At 50.7% G+C, this 18,417-nt stretch carries 17 protein-coding genes; 1 reads left to right on the top strand and 16 read right to left on the bottom strand.

Annotated features, from left to right (window positions below):
* Positions 1-56 precede the first annotated feature (56 nt).
* From LPW40_RS01515 to LPW40_RS01475, 9 genes are all read right to left on the bottom strand, one after another.
* Entirely contained in the window at positions 57-1,877 is a 1,821-nt protein-coding gene (locus tag LPW40_RS01515; RefSeq protein WP_230820477.1) for an ABC transporter ATP-binding protein, read from the bottom strand.
* Positions 1,870-3,591 carry an ABC transporter ATP-binding protein gene (locus tag LPW40_RS01510; RefSeq protein ID WP_230820476.1) on the bottom strand — a complete coding sequence of 574 codons (1,722 nt, stop codon included), beginning with the start codon at positions 3,589-3,591 and terminating at the stop codon, positions 1,870-1,872. The genes LPW40_RS01515 and LPW40_RS01510 overlap by 8 nt, the downstream gene beginning before the upstream one ends.
* Positions 3,592-3,696: 105 nt before the next feature.
* Positions 3,697-4,224: a cysteine hydrolase family protein gene (locus LPW40_RS01505; protein ID WP_230820475.1), complete on the bottom strand. Its 528-nt coding sequence runs from the start codon at positions 4,222-4,224 to the stop codon at positions 3,697-3,699.
* A 321-nt stretch (positions 4,225-4,545) separates the two neighbouring features.
* Positions 4,546-4,935 carry a hypothetical protein gene (locus tag LPW40_RS01500; RefSeq protein WP_230820474.1) on the bottom strand — a complete coding sequence of 130 codons (390 nt, stop codon included), beginning with the start codon at positions 4,933-4,935 and terminating at the stop codon, positions 4,546-4,548.
* Positions 4,932-5,447 carry a nuclease-related domain-containing protein gene (locus LPW40_RS01495; protein ID WP_230820473.1) on the bottom strand — a complete coding sequence of 172 codons (516 nt, stop codon included), beginning with the start codon at positions 5,445-5,447 and terminating at the stop codon, positions 4,932-4,934. The genes LPW40_RS01500 and LPW40_RS01495 overlap by 4 nt, the downstream gene beginning before the upstream one ends.
* Positions 5,448-5,650: 203 nt before the next feature.
* Positions 5,651-7,102, bottom strand: a complete 1,452-nt coding sequence (locus LPW40_RS01490; RefSeq protein ID WP_230820472.1) for a DHA2 family efflux MFS transporter permease subunit — start codon at positions 7,100-7,102, stop codon at positions 5,651-5,653.
* Positions 7,103-7,353: 251 nt separating this feature from the next.
* On the bottom strand, positions 7,354-8,220 hold the full coding sequence (locus LPW40_RS01485) for a 2-oxoacid:ferredoxin oxidoreductase subunit beta (protein WP_230820471.1): 867 nt from the start codon (positions 8,218-8,220) through the stop codon (positions 7,354-7,356).
* The gene (locus LPW40_RS01480; RefSeq protein WP_230820470.1) at positions 8,221-9,984 is read right to left on the bottom strand and encodes a 2-oxoacid:acceptor oxidoreductase subunit alpha; all 1,764 of its coding nucleotides are present in this window, start codon (positions 9,982-9,984) and stop codon (positions 8,221-8,223) included.
* Positions 9,985-10,086: 102 nt separating this feature from the next.
* Positions 10,087-10,845: a TIGR00282 family metallophosphoesterase gene (locus LPW40_RS01475; protein ID WP_230820469.1), complete on the bottom strand. Its 759-nt coding sequence runs from the start codon at positions 10,843-10,845 to the stop codon at positions 10,087-10,089.
* Between the two features lie 99 nt (positions 10,846-10,944).
* Here LPW40_RS01475 and LPW40_RS01470 point away from each other — a divergent pair, with 99 nt between their 5' ends.
* Positions 10,945-11,163: a hypothetical protein gene (locus LPW40_RS01470; RefSeq protein WP_230820468.1), complete on the top strand. Its 219-nt coding sequence runs from the start codon at positions 10,945-10,947 to the stop codon at positions 11,161-11,163.
* Between the two features lie 105 nt (positions 11,164-11,268).
* On the opposite strand, the gene rny is transcribed toward LPW40_RS01470, so the two are convergent.
* From rny to yfmH, 7 genes are all read right to left on the bottom strand, one after another.
* A complete protein-coding gene (rny, locus tag LPW40_RS01465) occupies positions 11,269-12,828 on the bottom strand; it encodes a ribonuclease Y (protein WP_230820467.1) in 1,560 nt (519 codons plus the stop codon).
* A gap of 138 nt (positions 12,829-12,966) precedes the next feature.
* Entirely contained in the window at positions 12,967-14,031 is a 1,065-nt protein-coding gene (recA, locus tag LPW40_RS01460) for a recombinase RecA (RefSeq protein WP_230820466.1), read from the bottom strand.
* Between the two features lie 148 nt (positions 14,032-14,179).
* Entirely contained in the window at positions 14,180-14,764 is a 585-nt protein-coding gene (gene pgsA, locus LPW40_RS01455; RefSeq protein WP_230820465.1) for a CDP-diacylglycerol--glycerol-3-phosphate 3-phosphatidyltransferase, read from the bottom strand.
* A 4-nt stretch (positions 14,765-14,768) separates the two neighbouring features.
* Positions 14,769-15,602, bottom strand: a complete 834-nt coding sequence (locus LPW40_RS01450) for a helix-turn-helix domain-containing protein (RefSeq protein ID WP_230820464.1) — start codon at positions 15,600-15,602, stop codon at positions 14,769-14,771.
* 8 nt (positions 15,603-15,610) lie between these two features.
* Positions 15,611-16,429, bottom strand: coding sequence for a DUF3388 domain-containing protein (locus LPW40_RS01445; protein WP_230821046.1), 819 nt, complete (start codon positions 16,427-16,429; stop codon positions 15,611-15,613).
* Positions 16,429-17,121, bottom strand: a complete 693-nt coding sequence (locus tag LPW40_RS01440; protein ID WP_230820463.1) for an SDR family NAD(P)-dependent oxidoreductase — start codon at positions 17,119-17,121, stop codon at positions 16,429-16,431. The genes LPW40_RS01445 and LPW40_RS01440 overlap by 1 nt, the downstream gene beginning before the upstream one ends.
* Positions 17,114-18,415, bottom strand: coding sequence for an EF-P 5-aminopentanol modification-associated protein YfmH (gene yfmH / locus LPW40_RS01435; RefSeq protein WP_230820462.1), 1,302 nt, complete (start codon positions 18,413-18,415; stop codon positions 17,114-17,116). Before yfmH ends, LPW40_RS01440 begins: the two co-directional genes overlap by 8 nt.
* Positions 18,416-18,417: the final 2 nt, after the last annotated feature.

Below are 18,417 nucleotides of genomic sequence, written 5' to 3'. Positions count from 1 at the left end.
CAAATAAAAGACACACCGCAGTATTTGCGGTGTGCCTTAAAGTGTGATTCACACAATCATTTCGCATTGATCATTTCATGGTAGCGGCCCTTCTTCTCAAGCAGTTCCTCTTCCGTACCCGATTCGAGCATCCGTCCATCCTCAAGGACGAATATCCGATCGACGGCCTTGATGGTGTTCAGCCGGTGGGCGATGATGATGCTCGTCCGGCCTTTCATCAGATGTTCGAGCGCTTCCTGGATTTTCAGTTCCGTCACGGTGTCTATACTTGAAGTCGCTTCATCCAGCAGCAGTATCGCAGGGTCGGTGACGAGTGCCCGGGCGATCGATATGAGCTGCTTCTGCCCCTGGGAAATAAAGCCCTCATCCAGCTCGAGCACCGTGTCATAACCGTCCTCAAGCTGCACGATGAAATCGTGCGCGTTGGCGAGCTTCGCTGCCTCCTCGACTTCCTCATCCGTCGCATCCAGCCTGCCGTAGCGGATGTTCTCCCTGATCGTCGCTTCGAACAGGTAAGGGTCCTGCAGGACGAAAGCCGTCTGCGAGCGGACGGTATGGCGTTTGTAATCCGTAAGGTTGATGCCGTCGATCAGTATCTCGCCGCCGTCCACTTCATAGAACCGTGCGAGCAGCTGCATCACCGTCGTCTTGCCCGCCCCCGTCGCCCCGATCAGCGCGACGGATTCGCCGGCGTCTATCGTGAACGACAGATCCTGGATCGTATGTTCATACTGTTCCTTATCATAGGAGAAATAGACATTTTTGAAGTCGATATACCCTTCGATTTTTCTATCTTCTATCGTGCCGTCATCGGTTTCGGCTTCGGTGTCGATGATGGTGAACACCCGCTCTGCACCGGCGATTGCTGACAACACCTGGTTGAACTGGTTGGAAAGATCGGCAAGCGGGCGCGTGAACTGCCTCGCGAACTCGGCGAAGATGACGATCGTCCCGATGGTGATCAGCCCGTCGGTATAGAGGGCCATCAGCCCGCCCGCTCCTGCGACAATCGCAAAGCTGATATTGTTCAGCATGTTCATGATCTTCGGGATGAACCCAGCATACAGGAGGGCCCAGAAAGTGACATGGCGGAGGTTAGCTGCCCGCTCCTCGAAATCGTTGATGGTCCGCTCCTCCTGGGAGAACACCTTCACGATCTCCTGTCCGGAGATGACCTCCTCGATATAGCCGTTCAGCTCACCCGTGCGCCGCTGCCTCTTCTTATACAATGGGCCGGTCCGCCTTGTGACGAACGCCACACCGAATATGAGGAGCGGCACGATCGTCATCGTGAGCAGCGTCAAAAGCGGACTTAAGTAGATCATGACTGATACCGTGGCAAGCAGTGTGACGATGCTCGTCGTGAACTGGATGAATGAGGAGTTCATCGTCTGTGACAGCGTCTCGATATCATTGGTCATGCGGCTCATCAGTTCGCCATGCTGCCTTTTATCGAAGAAGCGCACCGACAGCTGCTGCATATGTGAAAACAGCCGCACCCGTAGGTTGTAGATCGTCCTCTGGGCAAGCCCCACCATAAGGAAGGATGCCAGATACTGGGTGCCGGCGGATGCCACATAGACGATAAATATGAACAATAAAAGGCTGATCAGCCCGTCGAATTGCTGCACGACAAGGTAATTGTCCACCGTGTAGCCGATCATGAACGGGCCGACGATGGTGAGGAGGCTCGTGATCATGACGGTGAAGATGATGAAGTATAAAAGCTTCCGCTCGCCCCGCATGAACTGCCACAGCCGCACCAGTGTGCCCCAGAAGTCGCTGGCACGCTGATCCTCTTTCTTTTTGCCGCGGCCGATCTCCTCTTTCTCCAGGACAGGTTCATAGCCGAACGGCCTTTTTATTTTATCAATCATCCAGATGACCCCCTTCATGTTGGGATGCGTTGATCCTGCGGTACAGCTCCGACTTTTCGAGGAGTTCATCATGGGAGCCGATGGCGCTGATCCTGCCGTCATCAAGCAGTATGACCCGGTCTGCCGTCTTCGCCGTCACAATTTTCTGGGTGATGACGATGCGTGTCGCTTCCTCGCCGTCCAAAGCCGACCACAGTGCGGATTCTGTCTTGATGTCGAGTGCCGAGGTGCTGTCATCGAGGATGAGGATCGACGGCCGCCTGACCAGTGCGCGTGCAATCGACAGGCGCTGCTTCTGGCCGCCGGACAATGTCACGCCGCGCTGTCCCACGATTGTCTTATACTCATGGTCGAACGCTTTTATGTTTTCATGGATTTGCGCTTTTTCGGTGGATGAGACGATATCCGTATGCAGTGCCTCCTCATCCCCCCACAACAGGTTTTCATAGATGGAGCCGGAGAACAGGATCGCGGACTGCGGCACGTAACCGATCGTCTGCCTGAGGTCCTCTTCATTCCAGTCCTTGACATCGATGCCGTTGACGAGCACCCGCCCTTCGATGACATCATACATCCTCGGGATCAGGCTGATCAGGGTGCTCTTGCCGGAACCGGTACCGCCCATGATGACGAGCTTCTCATTTTCCGCCACTTCAAAGGAGATATCCTTCAATACGTAGCGTGTGGTCCCTGGATATTTGAACGAGACATTTTCAAATTTGACCGAGCCCGCCTTCGCCTCCTTGTTGATGATGTCGTTATTGTTATCGACGATCGGAGCATCTAGCACGGCATTCATCCGCTCACTGCTCGCCTTCGAGCGGGAGTAGGCGATGATGATGAATGCAAACATTGAGAATCCGCCCTGCATCCGGAGGCCGTAGTTGATGACGGCCACGACTTCACCGATCTGGACATTCCCCGTCTGGAGCAGATCGGACGATGCCCATATGACGAGCAGCAGGCTCGTGTTCATTATGATGAGGAGCACCGGCAGGATGGACTCCATCAGGCGGAGTCCCCCTACGGTGTCGTTTTTGAGGTTCCTTGCGACACTGAAGAATTTATTGTTTTCAAATTCCGCACGGTCGTTTGCTTTTATGAGCCTTACCGCCTCAAGGTTCTGCTGTATGAAGCGGTTCAGCTTATCGAGCCGCTTCTGGACACGCAGGAATATCGCCGCCCCTTTTTTTGCCACTATGTAGAGGAAGATCAGCAGGAACGGCGTCAGCACCGACAGGTAGAATCCGAGTGTCGGGTTGACGACGAATGACATGATGAGGGACCCCACCACAAGCAGCGGCGCCCTCAGGACGATTCTGAGCGACATGTAAAGCAGCATCTCCGTCTGGAGCACATCCTGCGTCAGCCGCGTGATCAGGCTCGATGTCGGGAACTTGGACAACGTCGAGAGCGTGAAGTTCTGTATCCTTTTGAAAAGTGCCGTCCTGAGGTCATAGCTGAAGTTCGTCGCGACGAAACTTGCAAAATATGAGTTGATGATGCCGGCGGCAAATGATACAAGGCTGAGCCCAAGCATGACACCGAGGTAGATCCATACGACATCGATTTCGCCTGCGACGATGCCGTCATCGATCACCTTCGAGATGAAGAATGGCTGGAGCAGTTCCACCGTGAGCTCCGTCAGCATACACAACAGGGCAATCACCATGAACCATTTATATTTAAGGGAAAACTTGAAGATTTTTAACACGCGTCACACCACATTTCTTTCGGCTGCCGAAGTATTGTTTTCATTATGACACAATTTTAAAAAAATTAGTAGGATTTGCATATGAATAAAACCGGCTGATGATTGTCAGCCGGTCGTTTCGATAATCTCGACGTTCATATTCGACAAGAGCTCGATCGCCTTGTCATGGAGCTCATCACTTGTGCTCGCGACGAGATTTTTATTCAGTATGATGTCCGCCTGCGGGAAGACATTCTGTATCACCATGATATTGGCGACGATGCATATATTCGTCTCGGCTCCGATGAATTCGATCGGCCGGTTGTTCTCGACATCATCCCCGTACTTTTCCTTGAGGCTCATCGCCTCCTCCGGCGGGATGCCGTAAAACGTCTTCGTGTATTCGTCCCCATGGGTCTCAAGCAGCTCGCGGAACTGGGGATAGAGTTCCTCATCGAAGCGGATGCTTTCGGTCGAGCGCTTCTCATGCTCGAAGTCCGGATACAGGTTCCGTGTGTAGATGACCGGTTCCCCTTCGTCAATCGCCCTTCTGATCCTCGCCTCGATGCCGTCCTTCACCTTCTCGGTCCATTGGGCATAGCCCGAACCCCTCTCATCAAATATATCATTCTGCAGATCGATTGCTACAAGCATCGCTTGCTGCACCTCCCGTGGTTATTACTGCTTATAAATTGATTTAACTACTATTATAATCCCTTGGGCGCATTCATTTAAACATGTTGCGGTGGGAAGGATGACGGTGAATTCGGTATGTATCGGGGATCTCCCTGCTACTTACTCGTTTCTAAGAACCAAAATACGAGCATACCTCCAATTTTCATCGACTTGCTCGTCTCCAGAGGCCAATATCCGAGCATATCTTCGATTCTCGGCGACTTGCTCGTTTTCAAGGGATGAAATACGAGCATACTTCCAATTCTCACCGACTTGCTCGTTTCCCTTCTCTTGGCTTCCTCAGTATTTCAATATCCCTCCCTTCACATACTTCCTTATGTAGAAGTCACTGATTTGTCCACCGGAAAACTTCTGGATTGATACAGGATTCAATGTCCAGGACCGGTTCAATATCTTCATCTCTTCAATTAAACGCTGAGCAACTTCAAGAATGGGCATCGTCTCATCACAGATACCACAGCGGAACAAGTTCCGGTTCACCCGCACGAGCCGTTCGCCGCAAGCAGTGCAGAACACGCCTTTTTTAAGCGCCCGGAAATCCACCGTCGTATCGCCCTGGTACTTCAACACATTGACCCGCCGCGCTTCCAGCTTCCCAACGAGCCTGCTGTAATCATGGTGGTTGACGGTCATCGCCTTCACCAGCTTCTTCTGCAGATTGCTCCTCACGATGATTTCATTGCTCGCGGGCAGGTTGAATACGTCTGGTCTTTATTGATGAAGACCAGCACATTGAACATCCTGATGCGGCCCTCTACACTGTCCAGCAGCTTCCCCATCATGCTGCGCTGCTTCACGACCTGGACCAGGGGATCCGCAAACTCACCGCCATTGTCGAAAAACCACTGTGAATCCCTGTGATGCAAATCGAAGCTGTAGTTTTTTATTTCAAAAGTGTAGAGATAATCCTTTGCGATGACCACGTTGTCGATCTGCACATGAGCCGCCTCCGCCTCAGGCCGGGTCAGCAGCCGCGCATCGACCACCTCGGGATGAAAATTATAATCTTTCAAATGGACAATGTTCGTCCCGTGAATAAACCCCTCCAATATGCCGTCGAAAATCAGCTCCCCCTCATATCCCGCCTCAAGTTTCTGCAGCTCCTCCTTTTCAAAAGCCGATAATTCATAACGCTTATCCAAAATCTCAAGCTGCCGGTGCCGCCTCGTCTTCTCCCTCAAATGAAACTCCCTCCTTTCCCCCATCGTAAACCGCATGCAAATTGTTGTCATATCGCAACAATTCAATTTCTGTACTCATAAATCACCGGTTTTCCCAATTCTGCCTCAGAACATGACAGTTATCCGATTTCTGCGCCCCAAAATCCGAAATCTGTAAAATAAAAAAAGCCCCACCGGATTCAACCGGTGGAGCTCCATATAAATTATGCCTCTGCAACTTTCTCTTCAACCGCTTCGGTTTTCGCCGGGGATGGATCGATGCTGTTCCTCACGAACAGCGCACAGATCAATCCGAAGATGGAAATGCCGGTGATGAAGTAGAATGCGTATTTTACACCTGCTGCAATCATCTCAGGGGGTGCGCCGGCGGCGTTCCCCGCCATGAATGTATTCTGCCCGATCGTGAACACGGTGATTGCAACGGCCGTACCGACCGCACCTGCAACCTGGTTCAACGTGTTCATCGCAGCTGAACCGTCCGCATACACATCCCGCGTCAGCTGGTTCATCGCGTTCGTCTGTGCAGACATCGTCGTCATCGTAAGGCCGACGAACAGAATCATGAATGATACGACGATCTGCCATGCCGGAGTATCCGCAGCAAGCACCGTAAGGAAGCTGAAGTTCGCAATGACGATCAGCACGAATCCCGTGATGATGAACTTCCTCGGTCCGACCTTATCGAATAAACCACCGACCACCGGGGAAAGTACGAAGTTCATGAAGTTGCCCGGCAGCATCAGAAGGCCTGCGGCCATTGCACTGAACAACAACGCGCCTTTCAAGTAAAGCGGCAGCAGTATCGCAGTGGACAGGATGATCAGGATGCTTAAGAACATGATCAGTGTCCCGAGCGAAAACATCGGGCGCTTGAAGACACGTAAGTCCACCATCGGCTGGTCCATCGACAGCTGCCTGCTTCCGAAGGCGATCAATGAAATGATACCGATGACCAGCGGTATGAAAACGACCGGTGCAGTGATCGACTGCTCGGCCAATGTGCTCAGTGCGAACACAAGCCCGCCGAAACCTGCTGTGGACAGGACAATGGACGCAAGGTCGATTTTCGGCTTCGTGATTTCAGAAACGTTTGAAATGACGGTGAATGCATACAGAGTAATCAGGACATAGACGACTGCGCTGAACCAGAATATCCATTCCCAGCTCATCGTGCTGATGATGATGCCTGAAAGTGTCGGACCGAGCGCCGGTGCTGTCGTGATGACGAGTCCCATGATGCCCATCACCATGCCCCGTTTATGGATCGGGAATATCAGCATGACGACACTCAGCATCACCGGAAGCAGTATGCCCGTTCCGACAGCCTGGATGACACGCCCGAGCATGAGCATCGGGAAGTTTAGTGACATCGCTGCAAATAAAGCCCCGACCAGTGATATCGTAAGACCGCCGATGACCAGCTGCTTCGTCGTGAACCATTTCATCAGCAGCGCAGATACCGGCACGAGTATCGCGAGCGTGAGCAGGTACCCCGTCGTCAGCCACTGTGCTGTCGTGGCGCCGATTTCAAATTGTGCCATAATTTCCGTCAGTGCCATATTCAGCGCCGTTTCTCCGAATAGACCTATAAATGCACCCAGCATTAAAACCAGCGCCATGGATTTCGGCGCTTTAACATGTACTTTAGAATCCATAATCTTTTCGCTCCAATAAAATATTTTTGGCGTTCTAATTTGTATACTGTGAACAAAAATATCATTACAGCGATAAAATTACGGGAGTGTAAAACTTCCGTCCAGAAACCAACTATCTCAATATATCAGATAGGATTTGAAAATTTCTAATGTTTTTTTTCACAAAACCACAATGTAAATGTTTTCATATGCCGTAAAAATCGATTTCAGGCATAAAAAAGCCCGGGTCTCTGCCCGGGCGGTCATGAATCTTATTTGAATTCAGCCATCATATCATCGAAAGTGCTGCGCTCAAGACGCATTTCACGCGAGATCAGCGGCTCGTCATTGTATTCCCCGAGCTGCTCCTCATATGAAGGTGCATCCGGATTATGATAGATGATGCCCTTCAGCAATCCGTCGTTCTCCATGATGGTGTTCATCGCAGAGTTCGCATCATGGACGTCATACCCTTCAAAATCCGCAATCGGAATCAGGTTCTCCTTGAACCAGTCGTACGTGTTCACCTTATTGTAGGTGACGCACGGGCTGAAGACGTTCACGAAGCTGAAGCCCTTATGGCTGATCGCCTGCTGGATGATCGACGTCAGTTCCTTGATGTCTGAGCTGACACTTTGGGCGACGAATGTCGCACCGCTCGCAAGTGCCGTCTTGATCGGCTGGATCGGCTGTTCGAGCGAGCCCTTCGGCGTGGACTTCGTGACGAAACCTTTGGAAGAGGACGGGCTCGTCTGGCCTTTCGTCAGGCCGTAGATCTGATTGTCCATGACGATGTAAGTGATGTCGATGTTACGCTTCAGGGCGTGCACCGTGTGGCCCATGCCGATTGCGAAACCGTCACCGTCACCGCCGGAAGCGATGACCGTGAGATCTTTATTCGCCATCTTGACGCCCTGCGCCACAGGCAGGCTGCGTCCGTGTGTCGCATGGAAGCCGTAGGACTTGATGTAGCCGCTCAAGCGGCCGCTGCAGCCGATGCCGGTGATGACAGCGAGCTCATCCGGCTCAAGGCCGTTCCCTGCACAGGCTTTCTGGATGGCCGCCTGCACGCTGAAGTCGCCGCAGCCCGGACACCAGTTGGGTTTGATGTTGTTCCTGAAATCTTTGAATGTCGCCATTTATAAAACTTCCTTTATCTTTAAGATCGACTGTATATATTTCTCAATCTCATTCGGTTTAAACGGTGTGCCATTATATTTCGTGAAGGATTTCATCTTGGAGTGCATATGATAGTTCATCTTGACGATGTTGAAGAGCTGAGCGCTGTAGTTCTGCTCGATGACGAGCACTTCTTTTGCTCCGTCCAGATACGGATACAACGCTTCAGCCGGGAATGGATGCAGCTGCTTCAGCTGGACATGCGTGATGTTGCCGACGATGTCCGGGTCGAATCTCCGGATTGCTTCGCCTGCGACGCCGTTCACGCTTAAGAAACTGATGACGAGCAGTTCGCTCTCTTTTTCGCCGGTCACTTTGAACGGCTCCTTCATGACGAAGTTCTCAAGCTTGCGCATCCGCTTCTCCATCATGACCTGACGGTTTTCAGCCGTTTCACTCGGTGTCCCCGTCGGGCTGTGTTCGACGCCCGTCACATGGTGGATGCCGCCCTTCAGGCCGGGTATCGGACGCGCGGATATGCCGTCATCACTGTCGCCGTATCTTTCAAAATAATCCTGATCATCTTCATCACGCTCTATATCCTCAAGGATCGTCTTCCCGCGGTTGATCTCCACCCGGGACAAATCGAACGGATCGGATGTCTGCTTGCCGAGCGACATCTGAAGGTCCGACAGCAGGATCACCGGCACCTGGTAGTATTCCGCGAGGTTGAATGCATCTATTGTGGAATAAAAAGCATCTTCAACGTCGGACGGCGCCAGGACGATTTTCGGGATGTCGCCGTGCGTCCCGTAGATCATCTGGTTCAAATCCGCCTGCTCCTGTTTCGTCGGGAGCCCCGTCGACGGGCCGCCGCGCATCGTGTTGACGATGACGAGGGGAGTTTCCGTCATGCCGGAGAGGCCGATGGATTCCATCATGAGGGACAGGCCCGGTCCTGCCGATGCCGTGAAGCTCCTCGCCCCTGCATAGTTCGATCCGATCGCCATCGTCACCGCCGCGATTTCATCCTCGGTCTGGATGACCGTGCCGCCGAGTTTCGGAAGGTGCTTGATCATGTATTCCATGATTTCACTGGCAGGCGTGATCGGATACGCCGGCATGAAGCGCACGCCGGCATTGACGGCACCGAAGCCGATCGCATCGTTGCCGATCAGATACAGCCTTTCCTTGCCATCCGACGGCGCAAGCTCGAAATCATTGGTGATGTTCATATACGAGAATTTTTCATCCATCGCTTCGTAGCCGAGACGGAGTGCGTTATGGTTGCTCTCCACAATCTCCTCGCCTTTTCTGATGAACATCGTATGGATCATATCCTTGAACGGCTCCATCGGCAGTTTCATGAGCCTTGCGCTTGCGCCGATCGCGACCATGTTCTTCATCAGCTGGCTGCCCTGCTCTTTTGCGATTTCCGTAAATGGGATATCCACAAGGACCACATCAAGCGATTCATCCACGGTCGGGTTGAATTTCGAATCCGCTAAAATAATGCCGCCGGCATAAAGCTCGTGGCTGTTCACATCGATCGTCTGCTGGTCGAATGCAACGAGAATATCTATATTATCATCCACCGACCGGACTTCATCGACTGAAATCCGGACGTTGTTGTTGGTGTGTCCACCTTTTATACGACTGGAGAAATGACGGTAGCTGTAGAGGTGATAACCGAGCCGGTTGAGTGTCGTTGAGAATATCTCACCTGTCGACTCGATCCCTTCACCCTGCTGTCCGCCCACTTTCCAGGATAATTGTTCTTTCATATAAGAGCCTCCTCTTTTCATTTAAAACTATATCAGATAAATCCCCGTCAATCATGACCGGGATGCTGTTTACAGGCAAAATCATACTTGAGTCCGAGACCCTTACTCAGTGATCCTGATCTTTTTTATTTTTTTATAGCCGGTGTCGATGATGACGCCGGATAAGATGCCTTTTCCTTCGTCCGGCACATCGTGCCTCACGGGGAGCTGATTTAGGAAACGGTCGATGACTTCCTCTTTGCGTATGCCTAAAATGCCGTCCTTGAACCCGGTCATGCCTGCATCCGTGATGTAGGCCGTGCCGCCGGGCAGGATCTGTTCATCATTGGTCTGGACATGGGTGTGGGTGCCCACGACCGCATCCACCCTGCCGTCAAGGTAATATCCCATGGCGAGGCTTTCACTCGTCGTCTCGCTGTGGAAATCGACGAACGCCTCGTCATAGTCATTGTTTTCAAGAATATGATCCGCCGCCTTGAACGGGCAGTCGATCGCCGGCATGAAGCTCCTGCCCTGCAGGTTGAGTATCAGCAGCTTTTTACCGTTGACGTTGATGATCTCATGACCCCGTCCCGGTGCTGACTCAGGATAATTCAACGGCCGGATCATATTGACCTTGCCGTCAAGCAGCCCGTATACTTCATTTTTTGCGAACGCATGATTGCCGAGCGTTATGAAATCGGCCCCGTATCCGAGCAGTTCCTTGTAGATCTTTTCGGTGATGCCCTTGCCATGGGCTGCATTCTCCCCGTTGACGATGGCGATCTGTGCCCCGTGCTCCCTTTTGAGTGCAAGCAGATGATCGCGCACCATCCTTCTGCCGATTTTACCGACCACGTCGCCTATAAATAGAATTCTCATGATTTCATCCTTACTGGGTTAATTTTTACTGAAAATTTATGTTTATCAGATGTGTCTTTGGGTACGAAATAATATAAAAAATTTTTAGGAGTGAACCGCATGTCATTATCAATCGATCCGAAGGAATTCGCAAGGACCGCAGTCATCGCAAATCCCGCGAATGCATCCACTGCAGATGAAAAAGCGATGGAGGCTCTGGAATTATACTTGAGCGCATACCGTCTCGCAGAAAAATATGAAAGGATTTCAACCACCCACAGCACCCAGGAGACCGCAGAGATACTGCAGATCCTGAAAGATAATGACGCCAAAATGTAATTATACATGAAAAAGCCATGAACTTACAGCAGATCATAGGCAATTTAAAGACAAAATCGTTACAAAATAAAAAAAGCCCCGAACTTTGATAAGTTCGGGGGCTTTTTATTTGGCATATTCCACTGCCCTCATCTCACGGACGACTGTCACCTTAATGTGTCCTGGATACTGCAGTTCATCTTCAACTTGTTTTTTGATGTCCCTGGCAAGCCTGTGGGCGTTCAGGTCGTCAATGGCCTCAGGCGACACCATCACCCTGATTTCCCGGCCTGCCTGGATTGCGAATGTCTTCTCGACACCCGGATGGGCTTCCGCAATTTCTTCAAGCCTCTCCAGACGCTTCACATAATTTTCAAGCGTCTCTCTTCTTGCGCCCGGTCTTGCGGCACTCAAAGCATCCGCTGCCGCAACAAGTATCGATATTATATTATTCGGTTCAACATCACCGTGGTGCGAATGAATCGCATTGATGACTGTTTCCGGCTCTTTGTAACGCTTGGCGAGTTCCACACCGATTTCAACATGGCTGCCTTCCACTTCATGGTCGATCGCTTTGCCGATATCATGAAGCAGTCCTGCACGACGTGCCATCGCCACGTCTTCACCGAGTTCGCTTGCAAGCATGCCTGCAAGATACCCGACTTCGACGGAGTGTTTGAGCACATTCTGCCCGTAACTTAAACGGTATTTCATCTTGCCAAGATGTTTGATGAGTTCCGGATGCAAATTGTGGATATCGAGTTCGAACGCTGCAGCCTCACCTGCATCACGGATATCCGATTCCATATTGCGTCTCGCTTTATCCACCATTTCTTCAATTCTTCCCGGGTGGATCCTTCCATCCTGCACCAGTGATTCCAATGCGTTCTTCGCAATGGCCCGGCGTATTGGATCAAAGCCTGATAAAATAACTGCTTCAGGTGTATCATCGATGATCAAGTCGACACCTGTCAGTGTTTCAAGTGTGCGTATATTACGGCCTTCACGCCCTATTATACGGCCTTTCATTTCATCATTCGGTAAATTCACTACGGAAACGGTAGATTCGGAAGTGTACTCGGCTGCATATCTCTGTGCAGTCATGGCGAGCAGTTCCTTCGCTTGTTTGTCTACGTCCATTTTCATCTGGTTCTGTTTTTCCTTAACCATAACAGCCATATCATGTGACAGTTCTTTCTCTAGTTCAGAGAATAGTTCTTCTCGTGCTTCCACACGTGTTAAACCGGAGATGCGGGATAATTCTGTTTCCTGCTGATTGATAATTTCTTTGATCTTTTCATCCTCGGCATCAACCAATTGCTGTTTTTCTTCAATTTTCGCCTCTTTTATCTCCAGGGCTTCATCTTTCTTTTCCAGATTTTCACTTTTGCGGTCAAGCATCTGTTCTTTCTGTAGCAGCCTGGATTCGAATGCCCTCAAATCGTCGCGCTGTTCATCCAGTTCGCGCTCCAGAGCATCCTTAAGGTTCTGATTTTCCTCTTTTGCTTCCAGTAGCTTCTCTTTCTTCAGGCTGTTCGCTTCCTTTTCAGCTTCGCTGATGATGTGCTGGGCTGATGTCCGCGCTTCCTGCTGCTGCCTGGTCAAAATTGACTTCACTATAAAATATCCGATTACAACGCCTAGAATTATGCCGAGCAAGATCAAGAAAATGTTTATCAATTCCACAATAAACACCCCCTCAAAAAGCTCAAGCTAATCATATATATAATATAATTTCAAATATTATATATAACAATTCTAAATATAAATACAAATAAAATCAAGCACCAGCTTTCGCAATCGTGAAAGCTGGTGCTTATTGACTTAAATTTCGTCTTCTTCTTCCCTGAACAGCACGTTTTCTTCCGCCACTGAATCTTCAGGAACCTCTTCTTCGACCTTTTCGCCGAATCCGAGTGCATTCCTTAATTTCTGCTCGATTTCTGCAAGCAGGTCAGGGTTTTCCTCAAGGTGTGCCTTGACATTTTCCTTGCCCTGGCCGAGGCGTTCGCCGTTGTAGGAATACCAGGCGCCGCTCTTGTCGACGATATCCATTTCGGATGCAAGATCAACCACTTCACCGGTTTTCGAGATCCCTTTTCCGTACATGATATCGACTTCCGCCACCCTGAACGGCGGCGCGACCTTGTTTTTGACGACTTTGATCTTCGTCCTGTTACCCACGATCTCCTGACCGAGCTTGAGCTGCTCCGCACGGCGCACTTCAAGCCTCACTGAACTATAGAACTTGAGTGCACGGCCGCCGGTCGTCGTTTCAGGGTTGCCGAACATGACGCCGATCTTTTCACGGATCTGGTTGATAAATATTACAGTCGTATTGCTCTTGGAGATGGCTGAGGATAACTTCCGCAGGGCCTGTGACATCAGACGTGCCTGCAGTCCCATATGGCTGTCCCCCATCTCCCCTTCAATTTCCGCTTTCGGTGTGAGGGCTGCAACCGAGTCGACGACGACGATATCCACCGCGCCGCTCCTGACGAATGCCTCGGCGATCTCCAGTCCCTGCTCACCATGGTCAGGCTGTGAAAGATACAGGTTCTCCGTATCCACACCCAGGTTTTTAGCATACTCTGGATCCAGAGCATGTTCTGCATCTATAAAAGCAGCGATGCCGCCCTGTTTCTGTGATTCGGCAATCGCATGAAGTGACACTGTCGTCTTACCAGAGGATTCAGGACCATATATCTCAATGATTCTGCCTTTCGGATAACCGCCCACACCCAACGCTTTGTCCAACGTGATAGAGCCGCTGGAAACTGTGGAAACTTTTCTTCCGGCATCATCTCCCAGTTTCATGACTGAGCCTTTGCCAAAAGATTTATCCATATTTTTAATAACAGTTTCCAATGCTTTTTGTCTTTCGTCCATGTTATCCCTCCAAATATTAATTCTATAATATTATATCATGCATGAAGCAAAAAAGCGAACATATATTCGCTTACGGAGTGCAGAAATGTAAAATCCGGAACCTTTTCCATACAGAAATCTGAAAGCTGCAGGAAAAAGGCTGCAGGAATCATTTCGAGTCGGCTTTGAAGACCGCCCTGCCCTTATAGAAGTATTCCACACCGGAAAGCACGGTGAAGAAGACCGCCGCATACATCAGGAGCATGCCGGGCGAGAACGGAACGAACTGGGTGAATATGTCGCCGAACAGTAAAAATATGAGGGCGAGCATCTGGAATACCGTCTTCACCTTTCCAAGATTTGAAGCTGCGCTTACAAACCCCTGTTCGATTTGAAGCAGTCGGAGTCCCGTGACCGCAAACTCGCGGGCGATGATCACAACCGCAATCCATGATGAGATGGTGTGCCACTCGACCAGGACGATCAGCCCTGCAGTGACCAGCAGTTTATCGGCCAGAGGGTCGAGGAACTTGCCCATGTTCGTTATCAGGTTCCACTTCCGGGCGAGATAACCGTCGAGGAAATCAGTGAACGTCCCGAGGACGAACACGACAGCCGCGATGAACTGCTCCACCCGGATGACTTCACCGCCGAGAAAAGTCATTTCCCCGAATCCGAAGTCCACAAGGGCGAACAACATGAAGACGGGTATCAGGATCACTCGGAAAACCGTTAATTGATTAGGTATATTCATATCGTCACTCCCTTGTAATGGTGAATTGGTAATGCACTGTAATGGCATCGGTGGCAGAGGCGCTGTCCACGGTCTCTCCGCCCACCGTCAATTCCTGGCCCGGCGCATTGCCGAGCGTGAGGTACAGGATGGATGCCTCATCGCTGATTTCAAACTCGCCTTCGGAAAGTTCTTCATATGCATATGTGTTGTCTGCATCATCGGAGAGGCTCACCCAGGTGTTTTCACCTTCCAGTGTGACGACCAGGGTGTCCTCTGCCGTCACCTCGTAGAATAAAGTGCTGTCATCCATGCCTGTATAGCTGACATCTGCCCCTGAAGGCGCCTCTTCGCGAGCTTCCTCTTCAGGGCTCTCCGCCTCTTCGCGAGCATCTTCTTCCTCCCCTGCATCCTGTTCCCCTTCAGTGTTTAAGGAGGCCATGTCGAACGCAGTGGATTCATATATCGGTTTTGATTCGAACGCCCCGGTCTCCGATCCGACCTGCAGCAGAATCAGCCACAGGACGAATATGACCGCAACCATCGCACCAAAACTCAGCAGCACTTTCTTCAGATAGTTGAAATCCTCATTATCATTCTGCTGGCGTTTTTTCGACTGTTCATTCTCCCCAGGCAGCTCGTCGCTGAACCTTGAGAATAACTTGTCCGTATCGATGCCGAGGACCTTCGAGTATTTCTCCAGGAGGAAATGTACATGGTTGGGGTCGGGCAGCTCGTTGAAATCACCGGACTCCAGTATTCTTATGACATTTTTCCTGATGCCCGACTTTTCCTGCATCTCTTTTAAGGTGATGCCGCCTTTTTCACGCTGGTTCCTCAAATATGTTCCGAGTTTCATAATGCCTCCTAAAAACCACTGAAGAAATCCATGTCCTCATTTTCGAACCAGTGTTTCTTCTTGTGTTTTTCATACGTGATTTTCTGATCTTCATGTTCCCTCAGCTCAATGATGAAATCAAAATCATCCATATTATATTTCATATCTTCGATGAACAGGTCAGGGTGCTCGACCACTTTCACCGCAGGATAGCTCATCATCTCCCTGATGAGATTCTTATGGTCCCTGTTCGTCGTGTTGGCCGTGACCGCACCGTCGATGATGTAAACGTTGCTGTCATCATACTCGCCCTTCAGGAGACTTGTGCGCTGTGTCTGCTTGATCAGCGTGCTGGAGAGGAACAGCCACTTCTTCTTTGCCGTCACACTTGCCGCGACGATCGACTCGGTCTTGCCGACCCGCGGCATGCCCCGGATGCCGATCAGCCGGTGCTTCTTCTCCATGAACAACTCCCCGAGGAAATCGACGAGTATACCGATTTCATCCCGTGTGAACCGGAAAATCTTCTTATCCTCTTCGTCGCGTTTGATGAACCGGCCGTGCCTGACGGCAAGCCTGTCCCGCACCTCGGGCTTCCTCACCTTGATGATGTTGATGTCTTCGACGTACTGGCTGATGTAGACGAACCGCCTCAGCTTATCAATGTTGTCCGTACGTACGATCAGGCCGCGGCGCGTCTTTTCAACACCGTTGATGGTGTTGATGCTGATGCCCAAGTTCCCGAGCAGCGAGGAGATGTCCCCGAGCAGGCCCGGCCTGTTGATGACGTTTTCGTACTCCAGGTACTGTTCTATATTACGTTCGGGATGCATGTCATCTGTATCCATCATGTGTACCATCCTCCGTTTATATTCAGTATTTCACCGTTGATGCTCCTGGAATCGCCTTTGAGCAGATAGGCTGCGAGGCTCGCGACTTCGGCAGGCTGGATCAGTCGCTGCTGGGGCAGTTCACCGAGCACCGCTGCAAGATCTTCATCCGAAAGTGCATCCGTCATGCTGCCTTCCACGACACCCGGTGCAATGGCATTCACCGTGACACCGGTCGCAGCCAGTTCTTTTGCCAGGGATTTGACCAGCGTGTTCTGTGCACCCTTCATTGCCGAATAAATGCTTTCAAAACTCGCACCGGCGCCTCCCCACACTGAAGTGATCACTATTATTCTACCACTTTTGCTCAACTTTAGTTTGGGCAGCACCACTTTTATGAATATGATGAGCGAACGCACTGATATGTTGTACTGCTCATCCAGAGCTTCGAGGCTCGTATCCTGGAACAGCCCGAACAGTTCCACGCCCGGGGTCCATATCAGTCCGTCCAGGACTTCGGTGCCGTCGGTGATCTGCTTCACATCCTCCTCTGTAATAGGACGGGACAGGTCAAGGAAGTGATGCTCACTTTTGTGGTGCGGCATGCGTGTTTTGGATACGGTGATCACCTTCTCCCCTTCAAGCTCGGAATGGACGGCCCTGCCGATGTCCCCGGATGCGCCCACAAGCAGATAATGCTTCTCAGCCATGAACAGCCTCTTTTTGGCTTTCTGGACGGAGTACGCATTCCACGAGGTAATCCCGGTCCAGGCTGACAAAAATGTACTTTTTGATATCCTCCACCGTTATTTCCTCTATGAGGTCGGGCAGCTTGTAAAGATCATACCCGTCCAGAAGATACTTCGTATACTGGTTTGCGATATACTCGGGTGAATTCAGGCTTGACAGATAGTCCCCGAGCACTTCCCTCTTTTGGTTCGTCAGCTTTTCCTCGGTGAAGAAGTCCTGATCTTTGATGTCTTCTATGATGCCTAAGATCGAAGCGGTGAAACGCTCCGGATCATCCGTCTGTGTCGTCATTAAAACATGCGCAAAATCCTTCTCCTCGTTATGGGCAAAGTTGAATGAATCATCGATGATGCCGTCTTCCAGCAGCTGGTAGTAATACTCCGACTGCTCCCCGAATATCATATCCAGCCCGAACATCATCGCAATGTCACGCGTCAGCCGTTCGGAGGCGGATTCAATCTTTTCATTTTTGAAGCCCAGCATGACTTTCGTCTCTTCGACATCCATATAAAGGTCATGCCTGCTTTTCGCTACATCCCTCTCCTCTTCCGGAAGCAGCCTGTTGACCTCGAGGGGCTTGATCTCACCCCGCTTCTCCTGATGCTCACGGATGAATGCGAAAGTTTCTTCGACATCAAAATCCCCCGCCATGATCATCACCATGTTTGACGGGTGGTAGAACACGTCATGGCATAAGTATAGGTGATCTTTCGTTATCTCACTGATGGACGCCTCCGTCCCCGCAATGTCGATCTTCACGGGGAGTGCGCTGTACATCTGGCTGATCGTATCGAAATACAGGCGGTAGCCCGGATTGTCCTGGTACATTTTGATCTCCTCGTTGATGATGCCGATTTCACGTTCGACCGTTTCTTCAGTGAAGTACGGCTTTTCGACCATGTCCATCAGAAGCGTGAGATTCTTATAAAAATCATCCGTCGTGCTGAAAAGATATGACGTCCTGTCATAGGACGTGAATGCATTCGCGTTCGCACCGCCTTTTGCGAATGAATCGAATACATCGCCGTCTTCCTTTTCAAACATCTTATGTTCAAGGAAATGTGCGATGCCGTCCGGCACGCTGTATTCCTCCCCATCGACTTCAAACCTGTTGTCCATCGAGCCGTACTTTGTCGTGTAGGTGACGAATTTCTTATTGTAGCCCGCTTTCTGGATGAGATAGACTTCGAGGCCGTTATCCATCGTGTCGTGGTAGACACATTCATCGATTTCTTTATATTCTATGTGTTTCATCA

Source organism: Salinicoccus halitifaciens, assembly GCF_021026095.1.
GTDB classification, from domain to species: domain Bacteria; phylum Bacillota; class Bacilli; order Staphylococcales; family Salinicoccaceae; genus Lacicoccus; species Lacicoccus halitifaciens.
Note: the sequence above shows the minus strand (reverse complement) of the source record. Positions and strands in the feature narration are given on the sequence as shown.